Source organism: Actinopolymorpha sp. NPDC004070 (assembly GCF_040610475.1).
GTDB lineage: Bacteria > Actinomycetota > Actinomycetes > Propionibacteriales > Actinopolymorphaceae > Actinopolymorpha.
The window spans coordinates 9,631-31,964 of the sequence record NZ_JBEXMJ010000005.1 but is presented as its reverse complement, the minus strand read 5'-3'; the positions used below and the strand labels follow the sequence as shown (position 1 = coordinate 31,964).

Sequence of the window (22,334 nt, the reverse complement as noted above, 5' to 3'; positions counted from 1 at the left end):
CTAGTGCTCAGTCCCGACACCTGCCGGATTTGTCCGCGGAGGAACCGGAGGGCCGGTCCGATGACTCACCACACCTGGCGGCCCGGAACGCGGCTGGTCGTTCAGGAACGCTGGCACGACCATCTGTGGAGCGCCGTACCCCACGTCCTCGTGGAGGACGGCGACTGGTGTGTCACCCATGTCCCTGTCGGTACGACGGCCGGCTACGCGAGCAGTGTCGGAGTCCCCGGGCGCGACCACCTCTCGCGGTCCGAACGCAAGCTGGTCGCGATGCAGACCCTGGTGTACGAGGTCGTCGAGCGGACGATCGACCTGCGCACACTGCACTTCTTCGCACCGGGCTCGTGGGCCCGGGTCATTCTCGGATGGACACCGGCAGGGGAGTTCCTCGGCTGGTACGTCAACCTGGAGCTACCGCCGGTGCGGATGCCCGACGGGATCCAGACGATGGACCTCGTGCTCGACGTGCAGGTACTCCCGGACCGCTCCTGGACCTGGAAGGACCGCGAGGACTTCGAGGAGGCAGTCCGCCGGGGTGTCCTCGACGGCGGACTGCTCGCCACCCTGGAAGACCACGCGCACCGCGTACTCGCGCAGGCGACGGGCCGCACCGGGCCGTTCGAGGCGCGCTGGCTGGACTGGCGGCCGGATCCGACCTGGCCACGCCCGGTTCTTCCGTCTGCGTACCGACCGGGTGGCTCGGGGTGGTCGGCCAGGTGACCTGGGTGAGGGTGCACGGCGCGTCCGTCCGGTGGTCGACGGACTCTTCCGCGGAAGAACGCGACGCCCTCCTCGTCGAGAGGCGTTGCCGCCTGTACGTCGGGCGAGCCGGAGCTATCGTTTCTTCCCGCGCTGGTCGTCATCGACCAGGCCGGCGCGGCGCAGCGCGTCGGCCAGTGCGGTGTCGGTGCCGCGATCGTCGCGCCGGGCCGGGCCGCGGTCGGTTCGTTGCCCCTGCCCACGCTGACCGGAACCGCCACGCTGACCTGAACCACCACGCTGACCTGAACCACCACGCTGACCAGACCCACCACGGCCTTCGGTCGGAGCGCCGCGTCGCCCGTGGTCCGAACGCGCTTCCCCACCGGGCTTGGGCTCACCGGCCCGCTGCCCGCCCGAGCGCTGCCCACCCGAGCGCTGCCCGCCCGAGCGCTGCCCACCGGACCTCGACCCGCCGGGCCTCGCACCACCCGACCGCGCGCCACCGGAAGACTCCCCGCCGACCTCGTCGTCGAGCCGCAGGGTCAGCGACACCCGCTTGCGGGCGACGTCGACCTCGAGCACCTTCACCTTCACGATGTCGCCGGGCTTGACGACCTCCCGCGGATCCTTCACGAAGTTTTTCGACATCGCCGACACGTGCACCAGGCCGTCCTGGTGGACGCCCACGTCGACGAACGCACCGAACGCGGCGACGTTGGTCACCACTCCCTCGAGCACCATCCCGGGCGTGAGGTCGGTGAGCTCCTCCACCCCTTCGGCGAACGTCGCGGTGCGGAACGCCGGCCGCGGGTCCCGGCCCGGTTTTTCCAGCTCGGCGAGGATGTCGGTGACGGTCGGCAGGCCGAACGTCTCGTCCACGAAGTCCGAGGGCTTCAGCCCGCGCAGGGTCGAGGTGTTGCCGATCAGTTCCCGCAGGTCGCCGCCGACCGAGGCCAGGATCCGGCGTACGACGGGATAGGCCTCCGGGTGCACGCTGGAGGAGTCGATCGGGTCGTCGCCCTGCGGGATACGCAGGAAGCCCGCGCACTGTTCGAACGCCTTCGGCCCGAGGCGGGGGACGTCCTTCAGCGCGCGCCGGGAGCGGAACGGGCCCTGCGCGTCGCGGTGTGCCACGACGTTGGCGGCGAGGGTCTCGGTGATGCCGGACACCCGGGTGAGCAGCGGCGCGGACGCGGTGTTGACGTCGACACCGACGGCGTTGACGCAGTCCTCGACCACCGCGTCGAGGGAGCGGGACAGCTTCGTCTCGGACACGTCGTGTTGGTACTGCCCGACGCCGATCGACTTCGGGTCGATCTTCACCAGCTCCGCGAGCGGGTCCTGCAGCCTGCGGGCGATGGACACCGCGCCGCGCAGGGAGACGTCCATGCCGGGCAGCTCGGCCGAGGCGTACGCGGAGGCGGAGTAGACGGACGCACCGGCCTCGGACACCACCGCCTTGGTGAGCGTGAGCTCCGGCTGCCGGCGGATGAGGTCCTCGGCCAGTTTGTCGGTCTCCCGCGAGGCGGTGCCGTTGCCGATCGCGATCAGCTCGACGTGGTGCTCCCGCGCCAGCCGGGCGAGGGTGGCCAGCGACTCGTCCCACCGCCGGACGGGCACGTGCGGATAGATGGTGTCGGTCGCCACCACCTTGCCGGTGCCGTCGACGACCGCGACCTTCACGCCGGTACGGAACCCCGGGTCCAGACCCATGGTCGGCCGGGTGCCGGCCGGTGCGGCCAGCAGCAGGTCACGCAGGTTGGCCGCGAACACCCGGACGGCCTCGTCCTCGGCGGCCTGGCGCAGCCGCATCCGCAGGTCGATCCCGATGTGCACCAGGATCCGCGTGCGCCATGCCCACCGCACGGTGTCGGCCAGCCAGTCGTCGGCGGGCCGGCCCTGGTCGGCGATGGCGTACCGGTCGGCGATCCGGACCTCGAAGTCGGTGCGGCCCGCCGTGGCGAGCTCGGGTGCACCCGGCCCGTCGCCGGCCGGCGCGCTCGGCTCCTCCGGCTCGAGGGTGAGGTCGAGGACCTCCTCCTTCTCACCGCGGAACGCGGCCAGCACGCGGTGGGAGGGCAGGGAGGTGAAGCGTTCGGCGAAGTCGAAGTAGTCGGCGAACTTCGCACCGGCCTCCTCCTTGCCGGCGCGCACCTTCGTCACCAGCCGCCCGCGGGACCACACCAGCTCGCGAAGCTCGCCGATCAGGTCGGCGTCCTCGGCGAACCGTTCGACCAGGATCGACCGGGCACCGTCCAGCGCGGCGGCCGGGTCGGCCACGCCACGATCCGGATCGACGTAACCGGCGGCGGTCTCCCGCGGATCCAGCGACGGGTCGGCCAGCAGGGCGTCGGCGAGTGGCTCGAGCCCCGCCTCGCGGGCGATCTGCGCCTTGGTCCGCCGCTTGGGCCGATAGGGGAGGTAGATGTCCTCCAACCGCGCCTTCGAGTCGGCCGCCAGGATCCGCGCCTCCAGCTCCGCGTCCAGCTTGCCCTGCTCGCGGATGGAGTCGAGGACGGCGGCGCGGCGTTCCTCCAGCTCACGGAGGTAGCGCAGGCGCTCCTCCAGTGTGCGCAGCTGCGCGTCGTCGAGGGTGCCGGTGACCTCCTTGCGGTACCGCGCGATGAACGGCACGGTGGCTCCGCCGTCGAGCAGCTCCACCGCGGCCCTGACCTGGCCCTCGCGGACACCGAGCTCCTCCGCGATCCGCTGGTGGAGGGCGGCAGCCGCCTGGGCAGGCGACTGTGCCGACTGGGCCGACGACGGGGCCGGGCTGGGGGCGGCGGGGGCTGCCTCGATGGCTTCGGTCACGGTCTGGCTCCACTTCGCGTGCACGACGGTCGTAGGCCGGCAGGTCGTCCGGTCCGACCCGGGGCATGTCCTGAGCATCGTGCCAGGTGCCACCCCCAGCCGCGCCCGGCCGTCCACAGCCCTGCTCCGCGAAGGCGGCCGTCCACGGGCCGGACCGGAGACGAGACGGGCTCAGAGCGGCCGGCTGGACGGTGCCACCGGATCGGGCAGTACGCCGCGGCCGGAGAGGGCGTGGTCCACGTGCGCGGCGCACGCCCGGCCCTCCGCGATCGCCCACACCACCAGGCTCGCGCCTCGTTGGGCGTCGCCGCAGCTGTAGACACCGGGTGCGGTCGTCTCCCACCCGTCGTCGACCAGGACCGTGCCGGTACGCGGGTCGAGCTGGACGCCGAGCTGGTCCAGCAGCGGTGCCGCGTCGGGGCCGACGAACCCCGCGGCCAGCAGCACGAGTTCCGCGGGCAGGTCCTCCTCGCTGTCGCGTACGACGTGGAACCACCGGTGGCCGCGCGCGTCGAACCGGCGTTCCACCACGGCCGTCCGCACCTGGCGTACGTGACCCCGTTCGTCACCGGCGAAGGCCACCACCTCGCGGGACCAGTCCTCCACCACACCCTCCTCGTGAGCGGGGGAGACCCGGTGCACCCTGGGCCACTGCGGCCAGGGGTTGGTGTCCTCGTCGCGGAGCTCCGGAGGCCGCGGGTTGTGGTCGAGCTTGCGGACTTCGACCGCGCCCTGCCGGTTCGCCGTACCCAGGCAGTCGGCGGCGGTGTCCCCGCCGCCGATGATGACGACGTGGCAGCCGTGCGCGTCGATCGCGGGCGCGCGCAGGTCGCCGGCCTCGACCCGGTTGGCCTGCGGGAGGTAGTCCATCGCCTGGTGGATCCCGGCGAGTTCGCGTCCGGGCAGGTCGAGCTCTCTCGGTCTCAGCGCACCGACCGCGAGGACGACGGCGTCGTACCGCGCGCGCAGCCACTCACCGGACACGTCCGTCCCCGCGTCGACACCCGGACGGAACCGCACCCCCTCGGCGGCGAGCTGGCCGAGCCGCCGGTCGACGACCCGCTTCTCCAGTTTGAAGTCCGGGATGCCGTACCGCAGCAGGCCGCCGATCCGGTCGTCGCGTTCGAACACGTGGACGTCGTGACCCGCTCGGGCCAGTTGTTGCGCGGCGGCCAGGCCCGCCGGGCCCGAACCCACGACCGCGACCTGTCGTCCGGTGCGGATCGGCGACGGGCACGGGTGTACCCAGTCGCGCGCCCAGGCGTGTTCGATGATCGCGAGCTCGACCTGCTTGATGCTGACCGGCGCGGCGTTGATCGCGAGGACGCAGGCGGGTTCGCAGGGTGCGGGGCACAGCCAGCCGGTGAACTCGGGGAAGTTGTTCGTGGCGTGCAGGGACTCCAGGGCACGGTGCCATTCGCCGCGGGCGACGTACTCGTTCCACTCCGGGATGAGGTTGCCGAGGGGACAGCCGGCGTGGCAGAACGGCACGCCGCAGTCCATGCACCGTGCGGCCTGGGTGCGCGCGGTCTCGGTCAGCGGCGGCTGGAGCACGGCCCGCCAGTCCCGCAGGCGTTCGGCGATCGGTCGCTTGCGGAACTCCACGCGCGCGTGGTGCAGGAATCCCCAGGGTTCGGCAGGCATCGTCTGGGCAGCTAGGTCTGGGCTCGCGCAAGCCGGCGTTGACAGTGCGTACGTCCCATCGATGCTAGCGCGGGAATCCGCGGCCGGTCCGTTCCGCGACGGTCGTACGCATCGGTCCGGTTCGCGAGTTCACGTTCCCCACAAGGGTTTTCAGCCGGTACGCGCGGACCGGCGGTGCCGGAGATCACGCACCACACCGAGCATCACCACCGCGACGGCGGCGGTGAGCTGCAGTACCGGAGCGAGCCGGTGCGCATGGGTCAGCAGGACGGCCTCCCCGCTAGCGCCGACCACCACCGCGAGGAGCAAGGTCAGCCGCCGGCGCACCGTCTCCCGGGCACCCGCCGTCGCGAGCTCGCTGGTGAGCATGGCGAGGGTGCCGGTGAGGTACGTCGTGGCCGCGGCGGGCAGGCACAGGGCGTTCACCGCCGCGCTCTGCGACCCCATCGCCAGGCCGGCGACCGCGATCAGCCCGGCCTGTGCTGCCGTGCTCGGCTGCCCGGCGGTGACCAGCCAGCCGGTGAGCACGACCGCCTGGGCGAACGCCGTGATCGCCAGTGCCGCGGTGATCCGCGGCGGCCACGGGTCCCGCGGGCTGGAGCGCGCGGTGCGGAGCAGGCGGGACACGAGGAACACGCCGGTGACGAACGCCGCGATGGCGATGACCGAGGGGATGAGATCCCCGGCCGGCCGGGCCTTTCCGGCGGCGAGCCCGGTCAGAACGAGGTTGCCGGTCATCACGCTGGTGAAGGCCCCGCCGAGTGCCGCGAAGCTGAGTGCGTCAGTCGCACCCGAGCCGAGCGCGAGCAGGGTGAGTGCCGGTGTGGGCGGAGGAGGCGACCGGTGCGACGGTGCCGGCTCCGCCGGCGGGGCCGGTGGTGTGCCGGGCGTCTCGGGCGGCCGCGGTGGTTCGGTCATCTCGCCACCGACGATTTCACATCCGTCCCGTTCACATCCGTCCCGTTCACATCCGTTGCGGCACCGGCGGGCTCATATGTACGTTCCCCATGGACACATCGCCGCCGTGGTCGACGGTACGGGGCCGTACGCCGGGGCGGTGTCCGAGTGGGAGGTCCGCCATGCGGATCGTGGTGGTCGGCGGCAGCCTGGCCGGGCTGGTCGCGGCGACGCTTCTCGGCCGGCGCGGGCACGAGGTGACCGTGCTCGACCGCGACGACCTGGCGCCGGCGGGCGATCCGGAGGAGGCCGCGGCGACGGCGTTCCGTGCCGGTGCGCCCCAGATCGTCCAGCTGCACGTGCTCCGGCCGCTGGGGTGGTTGCCGCTACGCCGGCACCTTCCGGACGTGTACGCCGGCTGGCTGGACGCCGGAGTCCTGCAGTACTCCCTTGCCCAGCAGATGCCGCCCACCCTGGCCGACCGGTCGCCGCGGCCGGGCGACGACGACCTCGCCATGCTGTTGTTCCGGCGTTCGACGATCGACTGGGTGATCCGGCGAACAGCCGCGGCGGAGCCGGGTGTGCGCGTGCGTTCGGGTGTCCGCGTCACCGGTCTCACGGCGACCGTCAGGGACCCGCCACGGGTGACCGGGGTGACCACCGACGAGGGGACCGTCGAGGCTGACCTGGTGCTGGACGCGTCCGGCCGGCGTACCCGCATCGACCAGTGGCTGCGCGGGATCGGCGCGCGCCCCACCGAGGTCACTGCCGCCGAGTGCGGCGTTGCCTACTACACGCGCTACTACCGGCTGCGGCCCGGCGCCACGCTGCCCGGCTCACCGGCGATGGTGGTGAACCTCCCGATGCGCAGGTTCATGCTGGCGATGTTCGGCTGCGACCACGACACGGTGGGGCTGTGCCTGGTGCCACCGGCGGAGGACCGGGCGTTCAAGACGGTGCGGGACCCCGCCGCGTTCACGGCCGTCGCCCGCACCGTGCCGCAGGCCGCCGTCTGGCTGGACGTGATGGACCCCGAGACCGCCGTCTTTCCGATGGGCGACCTGCACAACACGCTGCGCCGGTCGGTGGTGGACGGGACGCCCGTCGCGACCGGGATCCTCGCCGTCGGCGACTCGTTGTGCACCACCAACCCGACGTTCGCCCGCGGGATCGCGTTCGCGCTGCAGGAGGTGATCCACCTGGCGGACGCGGTGGGGGAGTACCCGGTCGAGGAACTCACCAAGGTGATGGACGAACTGACCTCCACCCGGATCGAGCCGTGGTTCGCCGACCAGGCGGCGATCGACGCCGCCCGGCTGGCCGCGCTGCGCCGGGAGCTTCGGGGTACGCATGCCGAGCCGGCCGGTGCGGCCGGGACGCCTGGGTCTGCTGGGGCGCCTGCGTCGGCTGGGCCGGCCGAGGGACGGATCGACCTCGCCTCGCTGCGCCAGGCGGCCGGCTTCGATCCGGACCTGTTCCGCGCCCAGGTCCGGCTGCTCGGCATGCTCACCCCGGCCGAGGAGATCCTCGCGGACCCGGCGGTCGTGCGCCGGGTAGGCGAGATCCTGGCGAGCGTCGAACCGCCGCCGTTGCCGGACCCCTCCGACGAGGAACTCGACGCCGCCCTGGCGGCCCGATAGAGCGCGCTTCGAAGTGGGCCGCGCGCGGGAAAGCTGGCGTACGAGGTGAGCGTGTCAGCTCTCGGGCGAGGCGCCGTGCGCGGCCAGGCCGGAGATGAGGATGTCCACGCCGGCCTCGAAGCTGCGGTCGATCTCCGCCGCGCCTCCGGCGTCCAGCAGGTCGCTCAGTGAGCCGTTGATCTCGGCGAGGACGAACCCGGAGACGAACGTCAGCAACACGTTGCCGATCCGGCCCACCTCGGCGTCGGGGAGGCCGGCGCGCCGCAGTGTGTGACACAGCGCTCCCCACAGCGGTCCCTCGCGCTGGATGAACCCCGGGTGGGCCAGCAGGTAGACGATCAGGTTGCTGTGCTGGTGGGCGAGCGCGCGGAAACTGTGCCCGATCTGGCGCAGTTGCCGGGGCCAGGGTGTGTCGTCGTCGGCGGGCTCGATCCGCAGGTCGGCGACCGCCAGCTGGGAGATGCCCAGCAACAGCGCGGCCTTGTTGGGCACGTGGTGGTACAGCGACATCGGGTTGACGCCCAGCGCGGCAGCGAGCTTGCGCATGCTCAGGCCCTCGATGCCGTCCGCGTCGACCATCGCGAGTGCGGTGGAGTGGATGAGCTCGGGCGTGAGGTGGGGTGATTCCTTCCGCCCCTGTGAGGCCGCCCGCGCCTGGCCTGACCTGATGACCATGGCTCGTACCGTATCAGCCATACGGTGTATGGTAAGACGGTCATACGGTGTATGGCTGCCCGTCCGGACGACCCGAACCCGACGAGGAAGTGACGATCATGGCCGACCTGCTCCCCGTTCCCGGCCCGCGCGGCGTCCCGGTGCTCGGCAACACCCTCCAGGTGCCCGCCGACGGGCCGAGCGCCTACTTCGCGGCCCTGGCGCGCGAGTACCCCGAGGGGATCTTCCGGCTGGAGCTCGCCGGTCGGAAGGTGATCTTCGTCCACGACCCCGACCTCGTGGCCGAGGTGTGTGACGAGTCACGCTTCTACAAGCCGATCGACCCGCCGCTCAGCCACGTCCGCGACTTCGGCGGCGACGGACTGTTCACCGCGCGGTCGGACGAGCCGTCATGGGGCCAGGCGCACCGGATCCTGATGCCGGCGTTCAGCCAGCGGTCGATGAAGGCGTACTTCCCGCAGATGCTGGAGGTCGCCGAGCAACTCGTCGGCAAGTGGCAGGACCGGCAGGGCGTCGACCTGAAGGTGGCCGAGGACATGACCCGGCTCACCCTGGACACGATCTCCCTCACCGGCTTCGACCACCGGTTCAACTCCTTCGACGCTGAGGAGCTGCACCCCTTCCTGCAGGCGATGGGCAACGCGCTGGTCGAGGCGATGACGCGGATGCGCCAGCTGCCGTTCGTCACCAGCATGCGCCGCGGTCAGGACCGCGCGTACCGCGACGACATCCAGACCATGCAGAGCCTCGTCGACGAGGTGATCCGCGAACGCCGCGCCGAGGGCCGGACCGGCGGCCGCGACCTGCTCGGCCTGATGCTGGACGCTGCGGACCCCACCACCGGCGAACGCCTGAGCGACGAGAACATCCGCAACCAGGTGTTGACGTTCCTCATCGCCGGCCACGAGACCACCAGCGGGCTGTTGTCGTTCGCGCTGTACCTGCTGCTGCGCAACCCGCACGTGCTCGCCCAGGCCTACGCCGAGGTCGACCGGCTGCTCCCGGGTGACACCGTTCCCACGTACGAGACCGTGATGAAGCTGGACGTCATCCCGCGCATCCTCGACGAGACGCTGCGCCTGTGGTCGCCGATCCCGAGTATCGGGCTCACGGCGTACGAGGACACCGTGCTCGGCGGCCGCTATCCGGTCGCCAAGGGGCAGAAGATCAGCGTCCTGCTCGCGCCGCTGCACACCCACCCGGGTGCGTGGGAACGCCCGGACGAGTTCGACATCGACCGGTGGCTGCCCGAACGCAAGGCCGAACACCACCCGCATGCCTACAAGCCGTTCGGCAACGGCGAGCGGGCCTGCATCGGCCGGCAGTTCGCACTCACCGAGGCCCGGTTGGCGCTCGCACTGCTGCTGCAGAAGTTCGCGCTGTCCGACCCGCACTCCTACCGGATGCATGTCAAGCAGACGTTGACGATCAAGCCGGAGGGTTTCACCGTCCGGGTGCGGGAGCGCCGGCCGCACGAGCGGGCGGTGCCTGCCGCGTCGCGGGAAGCCGAGCCCGGTGCCACCGCGGCCGCGTCCGCACTGGACGTGCGGGCCGTGGGTGTCCCGCTGCGGGTGGCGTACGGCTCCAACCTCGGCAGCACCGAGGACCTCGCGCAGCTCGTCGCCGAGCGGGCTCGTCAGTCCGGGTTCGAGACCACGCTGACGACGCTGGACGAACTCGCCGAGGACGTACCCACCGACGGTCTGCTGGTCGCGGTGACCGCGAGCTACAACGGCAAGGCGCCCGACAACGCGCAGCGCTTCGATCACCTGCTGGCGGACGGCGGGCTGGCGCCGAGATCCCTTGCGGGGTTGAAGTTCGCCGTCCTGGGCGCGGGCAACACGCAGTGGGCGACCTACCAGGCGTTCCCCAGGCGGGTGGAGAGCGGGTTGCTCGCAGCCGGCGCGACGGCGGTGGTGCCGCGCGGTGAGGCCGACGCGGCCGGCGACTTCGACGGCATGGCGGAGGCCTGGCTGGGCGAGCTGTGGGCCGCCCTGGCACACGAGTACGGCGCGGACACCAGCGCCGCGGACGCTCCGCGCTACCGGCTGGAGGTGCTCACCGAGGCCGACATCCGCCCGGCGGTGGTGTCCGAACATGCCGTGCCGCTCACGGTCGTGAGCAGCGAGGACCTCGTGGGCGACGCGACCGGCCTGTGGGACTTCGCGCTGGAGGCACCGCGTCCGGCCGCCCGGTCGGTCGTGCTCGAACTCCCCGAGGGGATGACGTACCGGACGGGCAACCACCTGGCGGTGTTCGCGAAGAACAACTCAGAGTTGGTGGCCTGGGCGATGCGCCAGTTGCGCGTACGCCACGACCAGGTGGTCCGGCTGTCCCAGCAGGACGGCCGGCGTACGCACCTGCCGGTGGGCGTCCCGGTGCCGGTGGAGTTGCTGCTCACGGAGTTCGTCGAACTGCAGGAGGTGGCCACCAGGGCGCAGCTGCGCACCCTGCTCCGGTACACCGGCTGTCCCTGGACGACCCGCGAGCTCCAGGCGCTGTGCGGTGAGGAGCCGGAGGCGCAGCAGCGGTACGCCGACGAGATCCTCGCCAAGCGGGTGTCGGTGCTCGGTCTGGTGGACCGCTTCCCCGCGGTCGAGTTGCCGCTCGCGGCGTTCCTGGAGCTGGCCGGGCCGATACGGCCGCGGTTCTACTCCATCTCCTCCTCGCCCTTGGTCGATCCGCGCAGGCCTCGGTTGACGGTCGGGCTGGTGGAGGGTCCGGCCTGGGCGGGCACGGGTGAGTACCGCGGGCTTTGCTCGCAGTACCTCGCCCGGCTCGAACCCGGAGACATCGTCTACGGCTACGTGCGTACGCCCGCCCCGGCGTTCGAACCTCCGGCCGACCCGGCCACACCGATGGTGCTGGTGGGCCCGGGGACCGGCATCGCCCCGCTACGGGGTTTCGTCGAGGAGCGGGCCACGTTGTCGGCGGCGGGTGAGCGGGTGGGACCGGCGTTGTTGTTCTACGGCTGCCGGCACCCCGAGCACGACTGGTTGTACGGCGAGGAGTTCGCGCAGTGGGAGCGGGCCGGGGTGGTGACCGTCCACGCGGCGTACTCGGCGGTGCCCGACCACCCGTACCGCTTCGTCCAGGACGCCCTGCTGGCACAGTGCGACGCGGTGTGGACGGCGCTCGCCGACGGCGGCCACTTCTACGTATGTGGTGACGGCGCGCGGATGGCGCCGGCCGTGCGCGCGGCCCTGCTGGAGGTCTGCCGCCGGAGCACGGGCGGAACCGGCGTGGACGCCGAGGAGTGGCTGGCCGAACTCGAGCGGGAGGGCCGCTACCAGCAGGACGTCTTCGCCTGAGCCGATGTGGGCCGCGACGTGGCTTCGTCGGTCCGCGTACCGAAGTACATCGCGCCGAGCACCAGCTGTCCTGCGGTTGGCGTCAGCCGTTCAGCTGGTCGAGGATCGGCCAGAGGCTCTCGTGGCCCCTCATGGTGGCGTAGTCGTACTGGCTGCCACCCACCGCGCCGCCGTCCCGCACCGCGTTCACGAACGCCTGCACGCGGTCCGACGTCACCGGCGTGCTGCCCTCGCCGATCACCCCGCCCTCGACGTGCACCCGGCGGCCGGTGAGCGACCTCGCCCGCGTCGTCTGGTCCTTCACCCACGTGTAGACCTGGGACGCGGAGAAGTTGGACCTGAACGACCACAGCGCCATCGGTACGACGACCTCGCTGTTCGGCCCGATCGACGCCCACGGGAAGCCCTCCCAGCGGTTGCCGGGGTCGGTGCCGAACGGTGAGGGCACGATCGCCCCGATCACCGCCGGCGTACGCGTACGCACGCGTTGCAGGTGCGTGACCAGCCGCTGGTTGAACTGGTCGTGGGTGACCTCCCCGTCGGAGCCGAACCGCTCGATGTCGACACCCACCGCGTCGAACCGCTGCCCGGCCGGGCTGACGTAGGAGCCGATCGCCGCGGTGCGGCGCACGTCGCGTTCCAGGTCGCCGTAGCCGGGGACGTACCACCCGACGACGCGGATCCCCGCCGCGTGGGCTGCGTCCAGCCACTGACCCATCTCGGTCTCGTCGAAGAAGTCCTGTGCGCTGTTGAACCGCGCCGTTCCGAGATAGAGCGTTCGTACGTCACGCGCGCGCATGTCGGCCACCGACGACGCCGGGTCGAGAGTGGCGTAGTCCAGGGTGTCCACCCAGGTGCCGAGCCGGCGGAACGCGACGTAGGTGTCCACGGCCGTCCACGGGCTCCAGGTGCCGGTCGGCGTCGACCGCACCGACTCGTACTGGTAGCCGTTCGTGGACAACCCGAGGACCCGCACCGCCGCGTCGCCGTCGGCCGCGGCCGGTCCGGAGGAGAACGTTCCGCCCAGCGAGGTCCACGACGTCCACGCCGACCCCGTCCACCGCAGCAGCCGCATGCTGTTGCCGCTGCCGCGCGCCACGACGTCCAGCAGGCCGGTGCCCGGGGAGGCCGCGGCCGGCTGGGAGTTCAGCAGGGTGGAGGCGCCGCCGACGCGCACCCACGAGTGCCACTGGCCGCCGCCGAACCACTTCTGCGACAGGGTGTTGTCGACGTTGCGGACGAACACGTCCAGGCGTCCCGGACCCCACGACGTCGCGGCCGGGCTGGAGGACAGTACGCCACCCAGGCGTTCCCAGGCCGTCCATCGTCCGGACGCGAACGCCTTGTGGGACAGGCCGTTGTCGACGTTGCGGACGAACACGTCCAGCAGGCCGGGGCCCTGGGACGCGACGGCGGGTGCGGAGGTGAGGACGCCACCCAGGCGCTCCCAGCTCTGCCAGCCGCCGGCGGTGTAGGCCCGGTGCCACAGGGCGTTGTCCGTGCCGCGGGCGAAGACGTCCATGCGCCCGGGTGCCCACGAGACGGCCGCCGGCTGCGAGGCGAGGTCGCCGCCGAGGTTGAGGGTGCGCGTCCAGGAGCCACCCGGATAACGGATCTGCTGCAGCAGGTCGCCTCCGGAGGATGTGGTGAACAGGTCCGTCCGGCCGGGCCCGAACGACGTGACTGCCGGGCTGGTGCGTTCCGCCGACGGCAGCGGGATCGCCGCGGTCGGCGCGCCCGGACCTGCCACCGACGAGGGGCCCGACGCCGCCGCTGACGAACCCGCCGCGGCCATGCTCAGCGTCCCCGCGAGCAGCAGGGCGGCCGTTCCGGCGACCCGGCCCCGGGCGCCCGCCCCCGGGCGAGATCCGCGTTCCGCACTCGTCATCGCTTCCCACCGACTCTCCGACGCCGCCGCGCCCACGCCGGAACGCGGCGAAAACCGAAAGGTTGTGAACTGTCCGATCCCGGACACTGGTGACAGTACGCCGTGCACAGGCAGATACGCGGCGGAACGCCAGAACCGGTGAAGCACGCCGACCACAGCGGGCTGGGCCGTACCGGAGCCGCACCCAAGCCGGACCGGGCGGCCCGGGTGGCGAAGTCGCGCAACCCCCGACCTTCGCCGCGACGACCCGGGCGAACCACCGCAATCGGAGGGCGAGCGCTTCCTAGGGTCGGAGCATGGCGTACTTCACGTTCACCATGGCCACGCTCGTGGTGGGTGCGCTCGTGCACACCCTGGTCGACAAGTCCCCACAGCGGCGCACCCGGCCACGGGTGATCGAGCTGTGGCTGCTGTGGTTCGTGGTCGGCGGCGGCGTGTGGTCGATCTTCGGCGGGCTCAGCCACCTCGGCCCCAACTCCAGCGAGGTCGCGGCGTCGGTCGGGTACCACCGGAGCTTCTTCCAGTGGGAGGTGGGCTGGGCCGGCATCGCGGTCGGCGTGCTCGGGGTGGTCTGCGTACGGAAACGCGACAGCTGGCTCACCGCCGCCGTGGTCGCGCTGGCGATCATGTTCTGGGGCGACGCGGTGGGACACGTCATGCAGCTGATCGCGCACGACAACACAGCGACGGCCAACGTGGGAGCGATCCCGGTCGACGTGCTGCAGCCGCTGGTCGCGGTGGTCCTGCTCGTGGAGTACCGCCGGCACCAGCCGGCCGGCGGGCGGGCCGAGACCGGTCCCCGGGTCGCCGGATCGTGACCGGGCTCCGCGAGTCCGGGTAGCCTCGGCGGACGACCGGTTCGCGCTCACGTGTCCGGCCGCGACGAGCAGCCCACGCCCGGAAGGAAACCATGCGCCAGCTGCGCTACGACGACCTCACCGTGTCCGTCGCTCCCACCGCGGAGGCGGCCGGAGCCGCGGCAGCCGAACGCTTCGCGGCGGCCGTACGCGCCGAGCTCGCCACCGTCGACCCGGGTGACGCGGTGGCTGTGATCCTGGCCACCGGCAACTCCCAGTTCGGCTTCGTGCGAGCCGTGCGCGAACGAGACGACATCGATTGGTCGCGGCTGGTGGTGTTGCACATGGACGAGTACGCCGGCATGTCCGCGGACCACTCGGCGAGCTTCCGCCGGTGGTTCGCCGACCAGCTGCTGCCGTACGTCACACCGCGGGCGTTCCACGGCATCCGCGGCGACCACGAGCCGGTCGAGGAGGAGCTGGACCGGTACTCCAGGCTGCTGGCCGACCTCGACCCGGCCGTGTGCGTGATGGGCATCGGCGAGAACGGCCACCTGGCGTTCAACGACCCGCCCGCCGACTTCGGCGCCAGCGCGCTGGTCCACCTGGTGGACCTGGACGAGGCGTGCCGGCGCCAGCAGGTCGGCGAGGGCCACTTCCCGTCGCTGGCGCAGACGCCGACGCAGGCGCTGTCGCTGACCGTGCCCGCGCTGATCCGTCCGCGGACGGTGCTGGTGGTGACACCCGAGGCCCGCAAGGCGAACGCGGTCCGCGCCGCGCTGGAGGGCCCGGTCACCCCGGACTGCCCGGCGTCCATCCTGCGCACCGTCGGGCATGCGCAGCTGTTCCTGGACGAGGAGTCGGCCGGGACGTTGCGCGACCAGGTCGCCTGACCGCCGCGGTCGAGCTCGCCGGTCAGGCTCCCCGGAGCGCGGTCGCGGGACCGACGGCGGTCACGGTGACCACGGCCGTGCCGGCCTCGTCGGAGGCGGCCAGGTCGACCTCTGCGGTGATGCCCCAGTCGCGGTCGCCGTTCGGGTCGTCGAAGATCTGCCGCACCAGCCACCGGCCGGGCTCGGTCGTGGTGTCCACCACGAGGAACGCCGGCCCGCGCGCGTCCGGGCCGGTGCCGATCGAGTCGTACTCCGTGAAGTACTCCTCCAGAGCCTCCGCCCATGCGCCGGCGTCCCAGCCGGCCTCGGCGTCGAGCTCGCCGAGCTCGGCGGAGCGCCGCAGTGCGGCCAGCTCCACCCGCCGGAAGAGCGCGTTGCGGACGAGCACCCGGAACGCCCGGGCGTTCGAGGTCACTGTCAACGGCTCCTTGACGCCGATGCCCGGAGCGCCGGCGGACAGCTCCTCCTCGGAGGGGTTGCGCAGCCGTTCCCACTCGTCCAGCAGGCTGGAGTCGGTCTGGCGGACCAGCTCGCCCAGCCACTCGATCAGGTCGGTCAGCTCCTCGGTCCGGGCGTCCTCCGGCACGGTCTGGCGCAGCGCCTTGTACGCGTCGGCGAGGTAACGCAGCACCAGCCCCTCCGAGCGGGTCAGGCCGTACAGCCCGACGTACTCCACGAACGTCATCGCCCGCTCGTACATGTCCCGTACGACCGACTTCGGCGAGAGCTCGTGGTCGGCGACCCAGGGATGCCCGCGCCGGTACATGTCGTACGCCGCGTCGAGGAGGTCGACCAGCGGCCGCGGGTGGGTGACGTCCTCCAGCAGCTCCATCCGCTCGTCGTACTCGATGCCCTCCGCCTTCATCGCCGCGACCGCCTCGCCGCGCGCCTTCTGGCGCTGGGCGGACAGCACCTGCCGCGGCTCGTCCAACGTGGACTCGATCACCGACACCACGTCCAGCGCGTACGTCGGCGACTCCTTGTCCAGCAGCTCGATCGCGGCGAGGGCGAACGGCGACAGCGGCTGGTTGAGCGCGAAGTCCCACTGCAGGTCGACGGTGAGGCGCACCCGCCGCCCGGTCTCGTCGGGTTCGTCCAGCCGCTCCACCACACCACCGGCGAGCAGCGCGCGGTAGATCGCGATCGCCCGGCGGATGTGCCGGCGCTGCGCCGCAGGCTCCTCGTGGTTGTCGGTGAGCAGGTGGCGCATCGCGGCGAACGCGTCGCCGGGCCGCCCGATGACGTTCAGCAGCATCGCGTGGCTGACCGCGAAGCTGGACGTGAGCGGCTCCGGTTCGGAGGCGACCAGCCGTTCGAAGGTCGGCTTGCCCCAGCCGATCGAGCCCTCCGGCGGCTTCTTGCGGACGACCTTGCGGCGCTTCTTCGGGTCGTCGCCGGCCTTGGCCAGCGCCTTCTCGTTCTCCACCACGTGTTCGGGTGCCTGCACGACCACGGTGCCGAGGGTGTCGAAACCGGCCCGGCCGGCCCGCCCGGCGATCTGGTGGAACTCCCGCGCCTTGAGCAGCCGCACCTTCTGCCCGTCGTACTTCGACAGACCGGTGAACAGCACCGTGCGGATCGGCACGTTGATGCCCACGCCGAGGGTGTCGGTGCCGCAGATCACCTTCAGCAGCCCGGCCTGGGCCAGGGTCTCCACCAGCCGGCGGTAGCGGGGCAGCATGCCGGCGTGGTGGACGCCGATGCCGTGCCGGACCAGCCGGGACAGCGTGCGCCCGAACCCGGCGGTGAACCGGAAGTGCCCGATCATCGCCGCGATCGCGTCCTTCTCCGCCCGGGTGCACATGTTGACGCTCATCAGCGCCTGCGCGCGTTCCAGCGCGGCCGCCTGGGTGAAGTGGACGACGTAGACCGGCGCCTGGTGGGTGCTGAGGAGCTCCTCCAGCGTCTCGTGCAGGGGAGTGGTGACGTAGGAGAACACCAGCGGCACCGGGCGCTCGGCCGCGTGCACGAGCGTGGTGGGCCGCCCGGTGCGCCGGGTCAGGTCCTCCTCGAACCTGCTGACGTCGCCGAGCGTCGCCGACATCAGGACGAACTGCGCGTGCGGCAGTTCGATCAGCGGCACCTGCCAGGCCCAGCCCCGGTCGGGCTCGGCGTAGAAGTGGAACTCGTCCATCACCACCTGGCCGACGTCAGCGTCGGCCCCGTCACGCAGGGCGATGTTGGCGAGGATCTCCGCTGTGCAGCAGATGATCGGCGCGTCGGCGTTCACGCTGGCGTCGCCGGTCTGCATGCCCACCTTGTCGGCGCCGAACATCTCGCACAGCGCGAAGAACTTCTCCGACACCAGCGCCTTGATCGGCGCGGTGTAGTAGGTCCGCCTGCCCTGCGCCAGTGCGGCGAAGTGGGCGCCGGCGGCGACCAGGCTCTTGCCCGAGCCGGTGGGGGTCGCGAGGATCACGTTGGCGCCGGAGAGGACCTCGATCAGCGCCTCTTCCTGGTGGGGATAGAGGGTGAACCCGCGGTCGCCCGCCCAGGTGACGAAGGCGTCGTAGAGAGAGTCCGGATCCGCCTCGGCGGGTTCGGCCGGAGGTTGCAGCCGGGTCAGCTGCGGAGTGGCCAGGGAGGGTGTGGGGACGGACGTGGACGGCGGGGACAACGGATCAGTGAGCGACATGGCGCTTCCATCGTGCCCTACGCCGGGCGTGGCGGCCCAACCGCGCCGGACGCGGGTGGGCCGCCGTCAGCGGCTCGGACGTCAGCCGAGGTCGATCGTGGGGTACAGCGGGTAGTTGGCCAGCAGGTCGGCGGCCTGCTGGGAGACCCGGGTGGCCACCGCCTCGTCGAGCACGTGCGAGGCCTTCGACGGGGCGCCCTGCTTGGTGGTGCCCGGCTTCGTCTGCCCGAGCACGGTGTCGATCAGCCCGGCCACCTCGTCCAGCTCGGCGGTGCCGAGGCCGCGGGTGGTGAGCGCGGGCGTGCCGAGCCGGATGCCGGAGGTGTACCACGCGCCGTTGGGGTCCTGGGGTACGGCGTTGCGGTTGGTCACGATGCCCGCGTCGAGCAGCGCGGACTCGGCCTGCCGGCCGGTGAGGCCGTACGACGACACGTCCAGCAGTACGAGGTGGTTGTCGGTGCCGCCGGTGACCGGCTTCGCGCCACGCCTGGTCAGCCCCTCGGCCAGCGCCCTGGCGTTGTCCACGATCCGCTGGGCGTAGTCGCGGAAGTCCGGCTGCCGCGCCTCGGCGAGCGCGACCGCCTTGGCCGCCATCACGTGCGGCAGCGGGCCGCCGAGCACCATCGGGCAGCCGCGATCCACCTGGTCGGCCAGCTCGGGCTGGCACAGCACCATGCCGCCGCGCGGGCCGCGCAGCGACTTGTGCGTCGTGGTGGTGGTGATGTGGGCGTGCGGGACCGGGTCGTAGTCGCCGGTGAGCACCTTGCCCGCCACCAGGCCGGCGAAGTGGGCCATGTCGACCATGAACGTCGCGCCCACCTCGTCGGCGATCTCGCGCATGGTGGCGAAGTTGATCAGCCGGGGGTACGCAGAGTAGCCGGCGACCAGGACCAGCGGGCGGAACTCCTGCGCCGCCCGGCGTACCTCGTCGTAGTCGATCAGACCGGTCTCGGGATCGGTGCCGTAGCTGCGCTGGTCGAACATCTTGCCGGAGATGTTCGGCCGGAACCCGTGGGTGAGGTGGCCGCCCGCGTCCAGGGACATGCCGAGCATCCGCTGGTTGCCGAGCTCGCGGCGCAGCTCGAACCAGTCCTGCTCGGACAGGTCGTTGACCTGGCGGACCTGCGCCTTCTCCAGCGCCGGCGCCTCGACCCGGTTGGCGAGGATCGCCCAGAACGCGACCAGGTTGGCGTCGATCCCCGAATGCGGCTGGGCGTAGGCGTGCGGTGCGCCGAAGAGTTCGCGGGCGTGCTCGGCGGCGAGCGCCTCCACGGTGTCGACGTTCTGGCAGCCGGCGTAGAAGCGGCGCCCGATCGTGCCCTCGGCGTACTTGTCGCTGAGCCAGTTGCCCATCGCCAGCAGGACCGCCGGAGAGGCGTAGTTTTCGCTCGCGATCAGCTTCAGGGACTCGCGCTGGTCGGTGAGCTCGGCGCCGATCGCGGCGGCGACCCGGGGCTCCACCCCGGCGATCACGTCCAGCGCGCTCCGGAACGCGGTCGACTCGGTGCTGTTCTTCGGGCTCTGGGGGCTGTCCGGGGCGGACGCGGGGCTCATGGGACCTCCTGTGGCGTACGGAAGGGGGCCCAGGCGCACGGCACTCCGTCCTTCGACGAGGCCGCTTCCCGATGGTCGATCCCATCCCAACGCGCCAGTCACGGCCTACACCGAGGCTATCGTGGCCGCCCGCCCGCGCGCAGCCACCCGTACCCGGACACATCGATACGCGCCACGCCGGGGCCGCCTAGCCGGCCGAGCCCGCCACGGATCCGTTCCTGTCCGCCCTGTCCTCCATCGACCCCATGTCCGCCGTGCCCGGCCGGACCGGGACGGTCCGCCACGGCCGGATGCACGTCGGCACGCGAAGACCCCGCCCCTCTCCGGCGTTTGTGCCCTCACCCACCCGGCTGTGTGGACACTGGGATGAGGAATGTCTCAGGGACTTCTCTGGGCGGAACCGTTTCCGCAGGTCAGAGGCGGTACGCCGACCGCGGGGCCGCAGGCTCCGAGCGTCGGGGGGTGAGGTTGTGGCGGCGCAGAAGGGACAGCAGGGCGACTCCGGCAAGCCGGAGGAGCCGCAGGCGCGGACCTGGGTCCGCTCGCTGGGAATGATCGGTCTGGTCTTCCTGGTGCTGGCGGCCCTGATCGAGACGATCACGGCCGGAACCCAGCGTCCGGTGGTGGGCGGGCTGGTCCTGCTCGCGGTCGCCGCGTTCGTGGTGGCCGGGGTGGGGCGGCTGACCGAGCCGGAGAGCGTGCGCGCCGCCCGGGCGCAGGCGGCCGACGGGACGGAAGCGGCCGGCGAACGGACGGGACCCTGGCAGGAGGACGACGCTCCCTGGCGGGAGGACGCCGAAGGGCCCTGGCAGGAAGAGGGCCGCGAGGGTGGCGAGGGCGGCGACGGCGGCTGGAACGAGGGCGAGGGGCCGTGGAGCGAACGCGGCGAGCCCAGCGCTCCGGCCGAGCGGTCCGGCGGCTGGCAGGGCGACCCGCCCGGTGCTCGCGCCCGCTCCCAGACCCAGGCCGCCACCCGGGTGCCCGGCCAGCGACGGGAGCGTGGACGCAAGGCGCCGCAGGTTCCCGAGCGGACGTTCCCCCGGCTGTCGGAGCTGTCCGAGGTCGTTCTCGGGCCGACTCCGACGCACTACGCCCACCGCGGGCAGGCGCCGTACGTACGCCGTCCGGCCGCCGACGGCCGGCTGGCCGCGCTGCTGAACAGCGACGGTCCGCCGTTCCCGTTCGTGGTCGTGGTCGGCCCGTCGAAGGCCGGCAAGTCGCGCACGGTCGTGGAGGCGGTGCGGTCGGTGCTGGGTGGCCGCGACCCCGGTGTCTTCGTCCCCGGCAGCGGCGAGGAGCTCGCCGATGTGCTGCGCGAGGAGGAGTCCCTGCCCCGTGGGCGCCAGCCGTGGGTGATCTGGCTGGACGACGTGACCGCGGCGGACCTCGTACACCTGTCCGCGGACACGCTGGACCGGGCGGACCGGCACGCCATGATCGTGGCGAGCATGACCGACGAGCGCTGGGACCAGGTGCTGGACAGCACCGGCGACGTGGCGGCCACCGCCAAGGCGGCGTTGCGCCGGGCGACCAAGGTGCCGCTGGACTTCGAGCTGACCGTCCGCGAGCGGGCGGAGGCCGAGCAGCTCTACCCGCAGCTGCAGATCAACGCCAGCATCGGTGAGGCGCTGATCGGCGGGGACCAGCTGGTGGCGAAGTTCCGCGCCGGCCGGGACGGCGAGCCCGCCGGCTACACGATCGTGCAGGCGGCGGTGGACGCGCGGCGGGCCGGGCTGAACCGGCCGCTCACCGAGTCCGAGCTCCGCGGCCTCTACCCGCTGTACCTGCGCCGGGTGCGCATCGACCTCGACCCGACCACCGCGTTGTTCGAGGAGGGCATGGCATGGGCCACCGAACCTGTCGCCTCCGAGGTCTCGCTGCTGAGCTATGTCGGGGCCGGTGCGGGTGCGCCGAGCGGAGCCCCGGCGATCGGCTCGGGTCTGGGTGCTGGGCTGGGGTCGGGCCTGGGGTCGGCGGGTGCGGGCTTGGGCTCGGGCGTCGGTGCGCGGGGCAAGCCGGCGGCGCCGGAGACCTCCGACGGCGCCCTGGAGGTGCTGGACTACGTGGTCGCGGTCGAGGAGGGCCGCCACGGCCAGGAGGCCAGGCCGGTCTTCGATGCGATGTGGCAGGAGCTCATCGCCGCTGTTCCGCCCGATGACGCGTTCACCATCGGGATCGGCGCGAGCCTGCGCGGCAACCAGTCCGCCGCCGAACTCGCGTTCCGCAAGGTCCTCGACCTCGACCATGCCGACGAGGCGCCCCGGGCAGCGAACAACCTCGGCCTGCTGCTGCGCGAGCGCGGCGACGTGGCCGGGGCGCGGGCGGCGTTCCAGAAGGCGATCGACTCCGGGCACCCGGACGTCATGCCGCGGGCCGCGAACAACCTGGGTGCGCTGCTGCGCCAGCAGGGGGACGTGAGCGGTGCGCGCGGTGCGTACCAGAAGGCGATCGACTCCGGCCACACCGACGTGGTCCCCCGGGCGGCGAACGACCTGGGCTCGCTGCTGCGGGGACAGGGTGACGTCGCCGGGGCGCGGACGGCGTACCAGCGGGCGGTCGACTCCGGGCACACCGACGTGGTGCCGCCGGCGGCGCTCAACCTCGGCATGTTGCTGAAGGACCAGGGCGACGTCGCCGGGGCGGAGACGGCGTACGAACGGGCGATGGGGTCCGGCAATCCCCAGGTGGTGCCGGTGGCGGCGCTGAACCTGGGTTCGCTGCTGCGGGAGCAGGGTGACATGGCGGGTGCGCGGACGGCGTACCAGCGGGCGGTCGACTCCGGCCACGCCGAGGTGGTGCCGGTGGCGGCGCTGAACCTGGGTTCGCTGCTGCGGGAGCAGGGTGACATGGCGGGTGCGCGGACGGCGTACCAGCGGGCGGTCGACAC

13 protein-coding genes and 1 riboswitch are annotated in these 22,334 nt (G+C 72.3%); of the genes, 6 read left to right on the top strand and 7 right to left on the bottom strand.

Annotated elements, in window-relative coordinates; all coding sequences use genetic code 11:
* Positions 1 to 60 precede the first annotated feature (60 nt).
* The gene (locus ABZV93_RS10900; RefSeq protein WP_354933383.1) at positions 61 to 720 is read left to right on the top strand and encodes a DUF402 domain-containing protein; all 660 of its coding nucleotides are present in this window, start codon (positions 61 to 63) and stop codon (positions 718 to 720) included.
* 114 nt (positions 721 to 834) lie between these two features.
* On the opposite strand, the gene ABZV93_RS10895 is transcribed toward ABZV93_RS10900, so the two are convergent.
* From ABZV93_RS10895 to ABZV93_RS10885, 3 genes are all read right to left on the bottom strand, one after another.
* Positions 835 to 3,513: a Tex family protein gene (locus ABZV93_RS10895; RefSeq protein ID WP_354933381.1), complete on the bottom strand. Its 2,679-nt coding sequence runs from the start codon at positions 3,511 to 3,513 to the stop codon at positions 835 to 837.
* 171 nt (positions 3,514 to 3,684) lie between these two features.
* Positions 3,685 to 5,157, bottom strand: coding sequence for a glutamate synthase subunit beta (locus ABZV93_RS10890; protein ID WP_354933379.1), 1,473 nt, complete (start codon positions 5,155 to 5,157; stop codon positions 3,685 to 3,687).
* A gap of 150 nt (positions 5,158 to 5,307) precedes the next feature.
* The gene (locus ABZV93_RS10885) at positions 5,308 to 6,075 is read right to left on the bottom strand and encodes a YoaK family protein (RefSeq protein WP_354933377.1); all 768 of its coding nucleotides are present in this window, start codon (positions 6,073 to 6,075) and stop codon (positions 5,308 to 5,310) included.
* A 161-nt stretch (positions 6,076 to 6,236) separates the two neighbouring features.
* On the opposite strand from ABZV93_RS10885, the gene ABZV93_RS10880 reads away from it, so the two are divergent.
* Positions 6,237 to 7,694, top strand: a complete 1,458-nt coding sequence (locus ABZV93_RS10880) for an NAD(P)-binding protein (RefSeq protein ID WP_354933375.1) — start codon at positions 6,237 to 6,239, stop codon at positions 7,692 to 7,694.
* Between the two features lie 54 nt (positions 7,695 to 7,748).
* Here ABZV93_RS10880 and ABZV93_RS10875 read toward each other — a convergent pair whose 3' ends face one another.
* On the bottom strand, positions 7,749 to 8,369 hold the full coding sequence (locus ABZV93_RS10875; RefSeq protein WP_354933373.1) for a TetR/AcrR family transcriptional regulator: 621 nt from the start codon (positions 8,367 to 8,369) through the stop codon (positions 7,749 to 7,751).
* A 98-nt stretch (positions 8,370 to 8,467) separates the two neighbouring features.
* Here ABZV93_RS10875 and ABZV93_RS10870 point away from each other — a divergent pair, with 98 nt between their 5' ends.
* Positions 8,468 to 11,680 carry a cytochrome P450 gene (locus ABZV93_RS10870; protein ID WP_354933371.1) on the top strand — a complete coding sequence of 1,071 codons (3,213 nt, stop codon included), beginning with the start codon at positions 8,468 to 8,470 and terminating at the stop codon, positions 11,678 to 11,680.
* A gap of 82 nt (positions 11,681 to 11,762) precedes the next feature.
* Here the strand turns inward: ABZV93_RS10870 and ABZV93_RS10865 are convergent, their stop codons facing one another.
* Positions 11,763 to 13,568: a hypothetical protein gene (locus ABZV93_RS10865; protein WP_354933369.1), complete on the bottom strand. Its 1,806-nt coding sequence runs from the start codon at positions 13,566 to 13,568 to the stop codon at positions 11,763 to 11,765.
* A gap of 296 nt (positions 13,569 to 13,864) precedes the next feature.
* On the opposite strand from ABZV93_RS10865, the gene ABZV93_RS10860 reads away from it, so the two are divergent.
* Together ABZV93_RS10860 and ABZV93_RS10855 are read left to right on the top strand one after the other, a co-directional pair.
* Positions 13,865 to 14,386 carry a DUF6790 family protein gene (locus ABZV93_RS10860; protein WP_354933367.1) on the top strand — a complete coding sequence of 174 codons (522 nt, stop codon included), beginning with the start codon at positions 13,865 to 13,867 and terminating at the stop codon, positions 14,384 to 14,386.
* 92 nt (positions 14,387 to 14,478) lie between these two features.
* Positions 14,479 to 15,258, top strand: coding sequence for a 6-phosphogluconolactonase (locus ABZV93_RS10855; protein WP_354933365.1), 780 nt, complete (start codon positions 14,479 to 14,481; stop codon positions 15,256 to 15,258).
* A gap of 22 nt (positions 15,259 to 15,280) precedes the next feature.
* Here the strand turns inward: ABZV93_RS10855 and ABZV93_RS10850 are convergent, their stop codons facing one another.
* Both ABZV93_RS10850 and ABZV93_RS10845 read right to left on the bottom strand, forming a co-directional pair.
* The gene (locus tag ABZV93_RS10850) at positions 15,281 to 17,893 is read right to left on the bottom strand and encodes a DUF3516 domain-containing protein (RefSeq protein ID WP_354933363.1); all 2,613 of its coding nucleotides are present in this window, start codon (positions 17,891 to 17,893) and stop codon (positions 15,281 to 15,283) included.
* Between the two features lie 81 nt (positions 17,894 to 17,974).
* Complete coding sequence (locus ABZV93_RS10845) at positions 17,975 to 19,447, bottom strand: glycine hydroxymethyltransferase (protein ID WP_354933361.1); 1,473 nt, start codon at positions 19,445 to 19,447, stop codon at positions 17,975 to 17,977.
* A 20-nt stretch (positions 19,448 to 19,467) separates the two neighbouring features.
* A riboswitch (ZMP/ZTP riboswitch) is annotated at positions 19,468 to 19,559 on the bottom strand.
* A 358-nt stretch (positions 19,560 to 19,917) separates the two neighbouring features.
* On the opposite strand from ABZV93_RS10845, the gene ABZV93_RS10840 reads away from it, so the two are divergent.
* Positions 19,918 to 22,334: tetratricopeptide repeat protein (locus ABZV93_RS10840; protein WP_354933359.1), on the top strand; the 2,417-nt coding region annotated here is incomplete at its 3' end.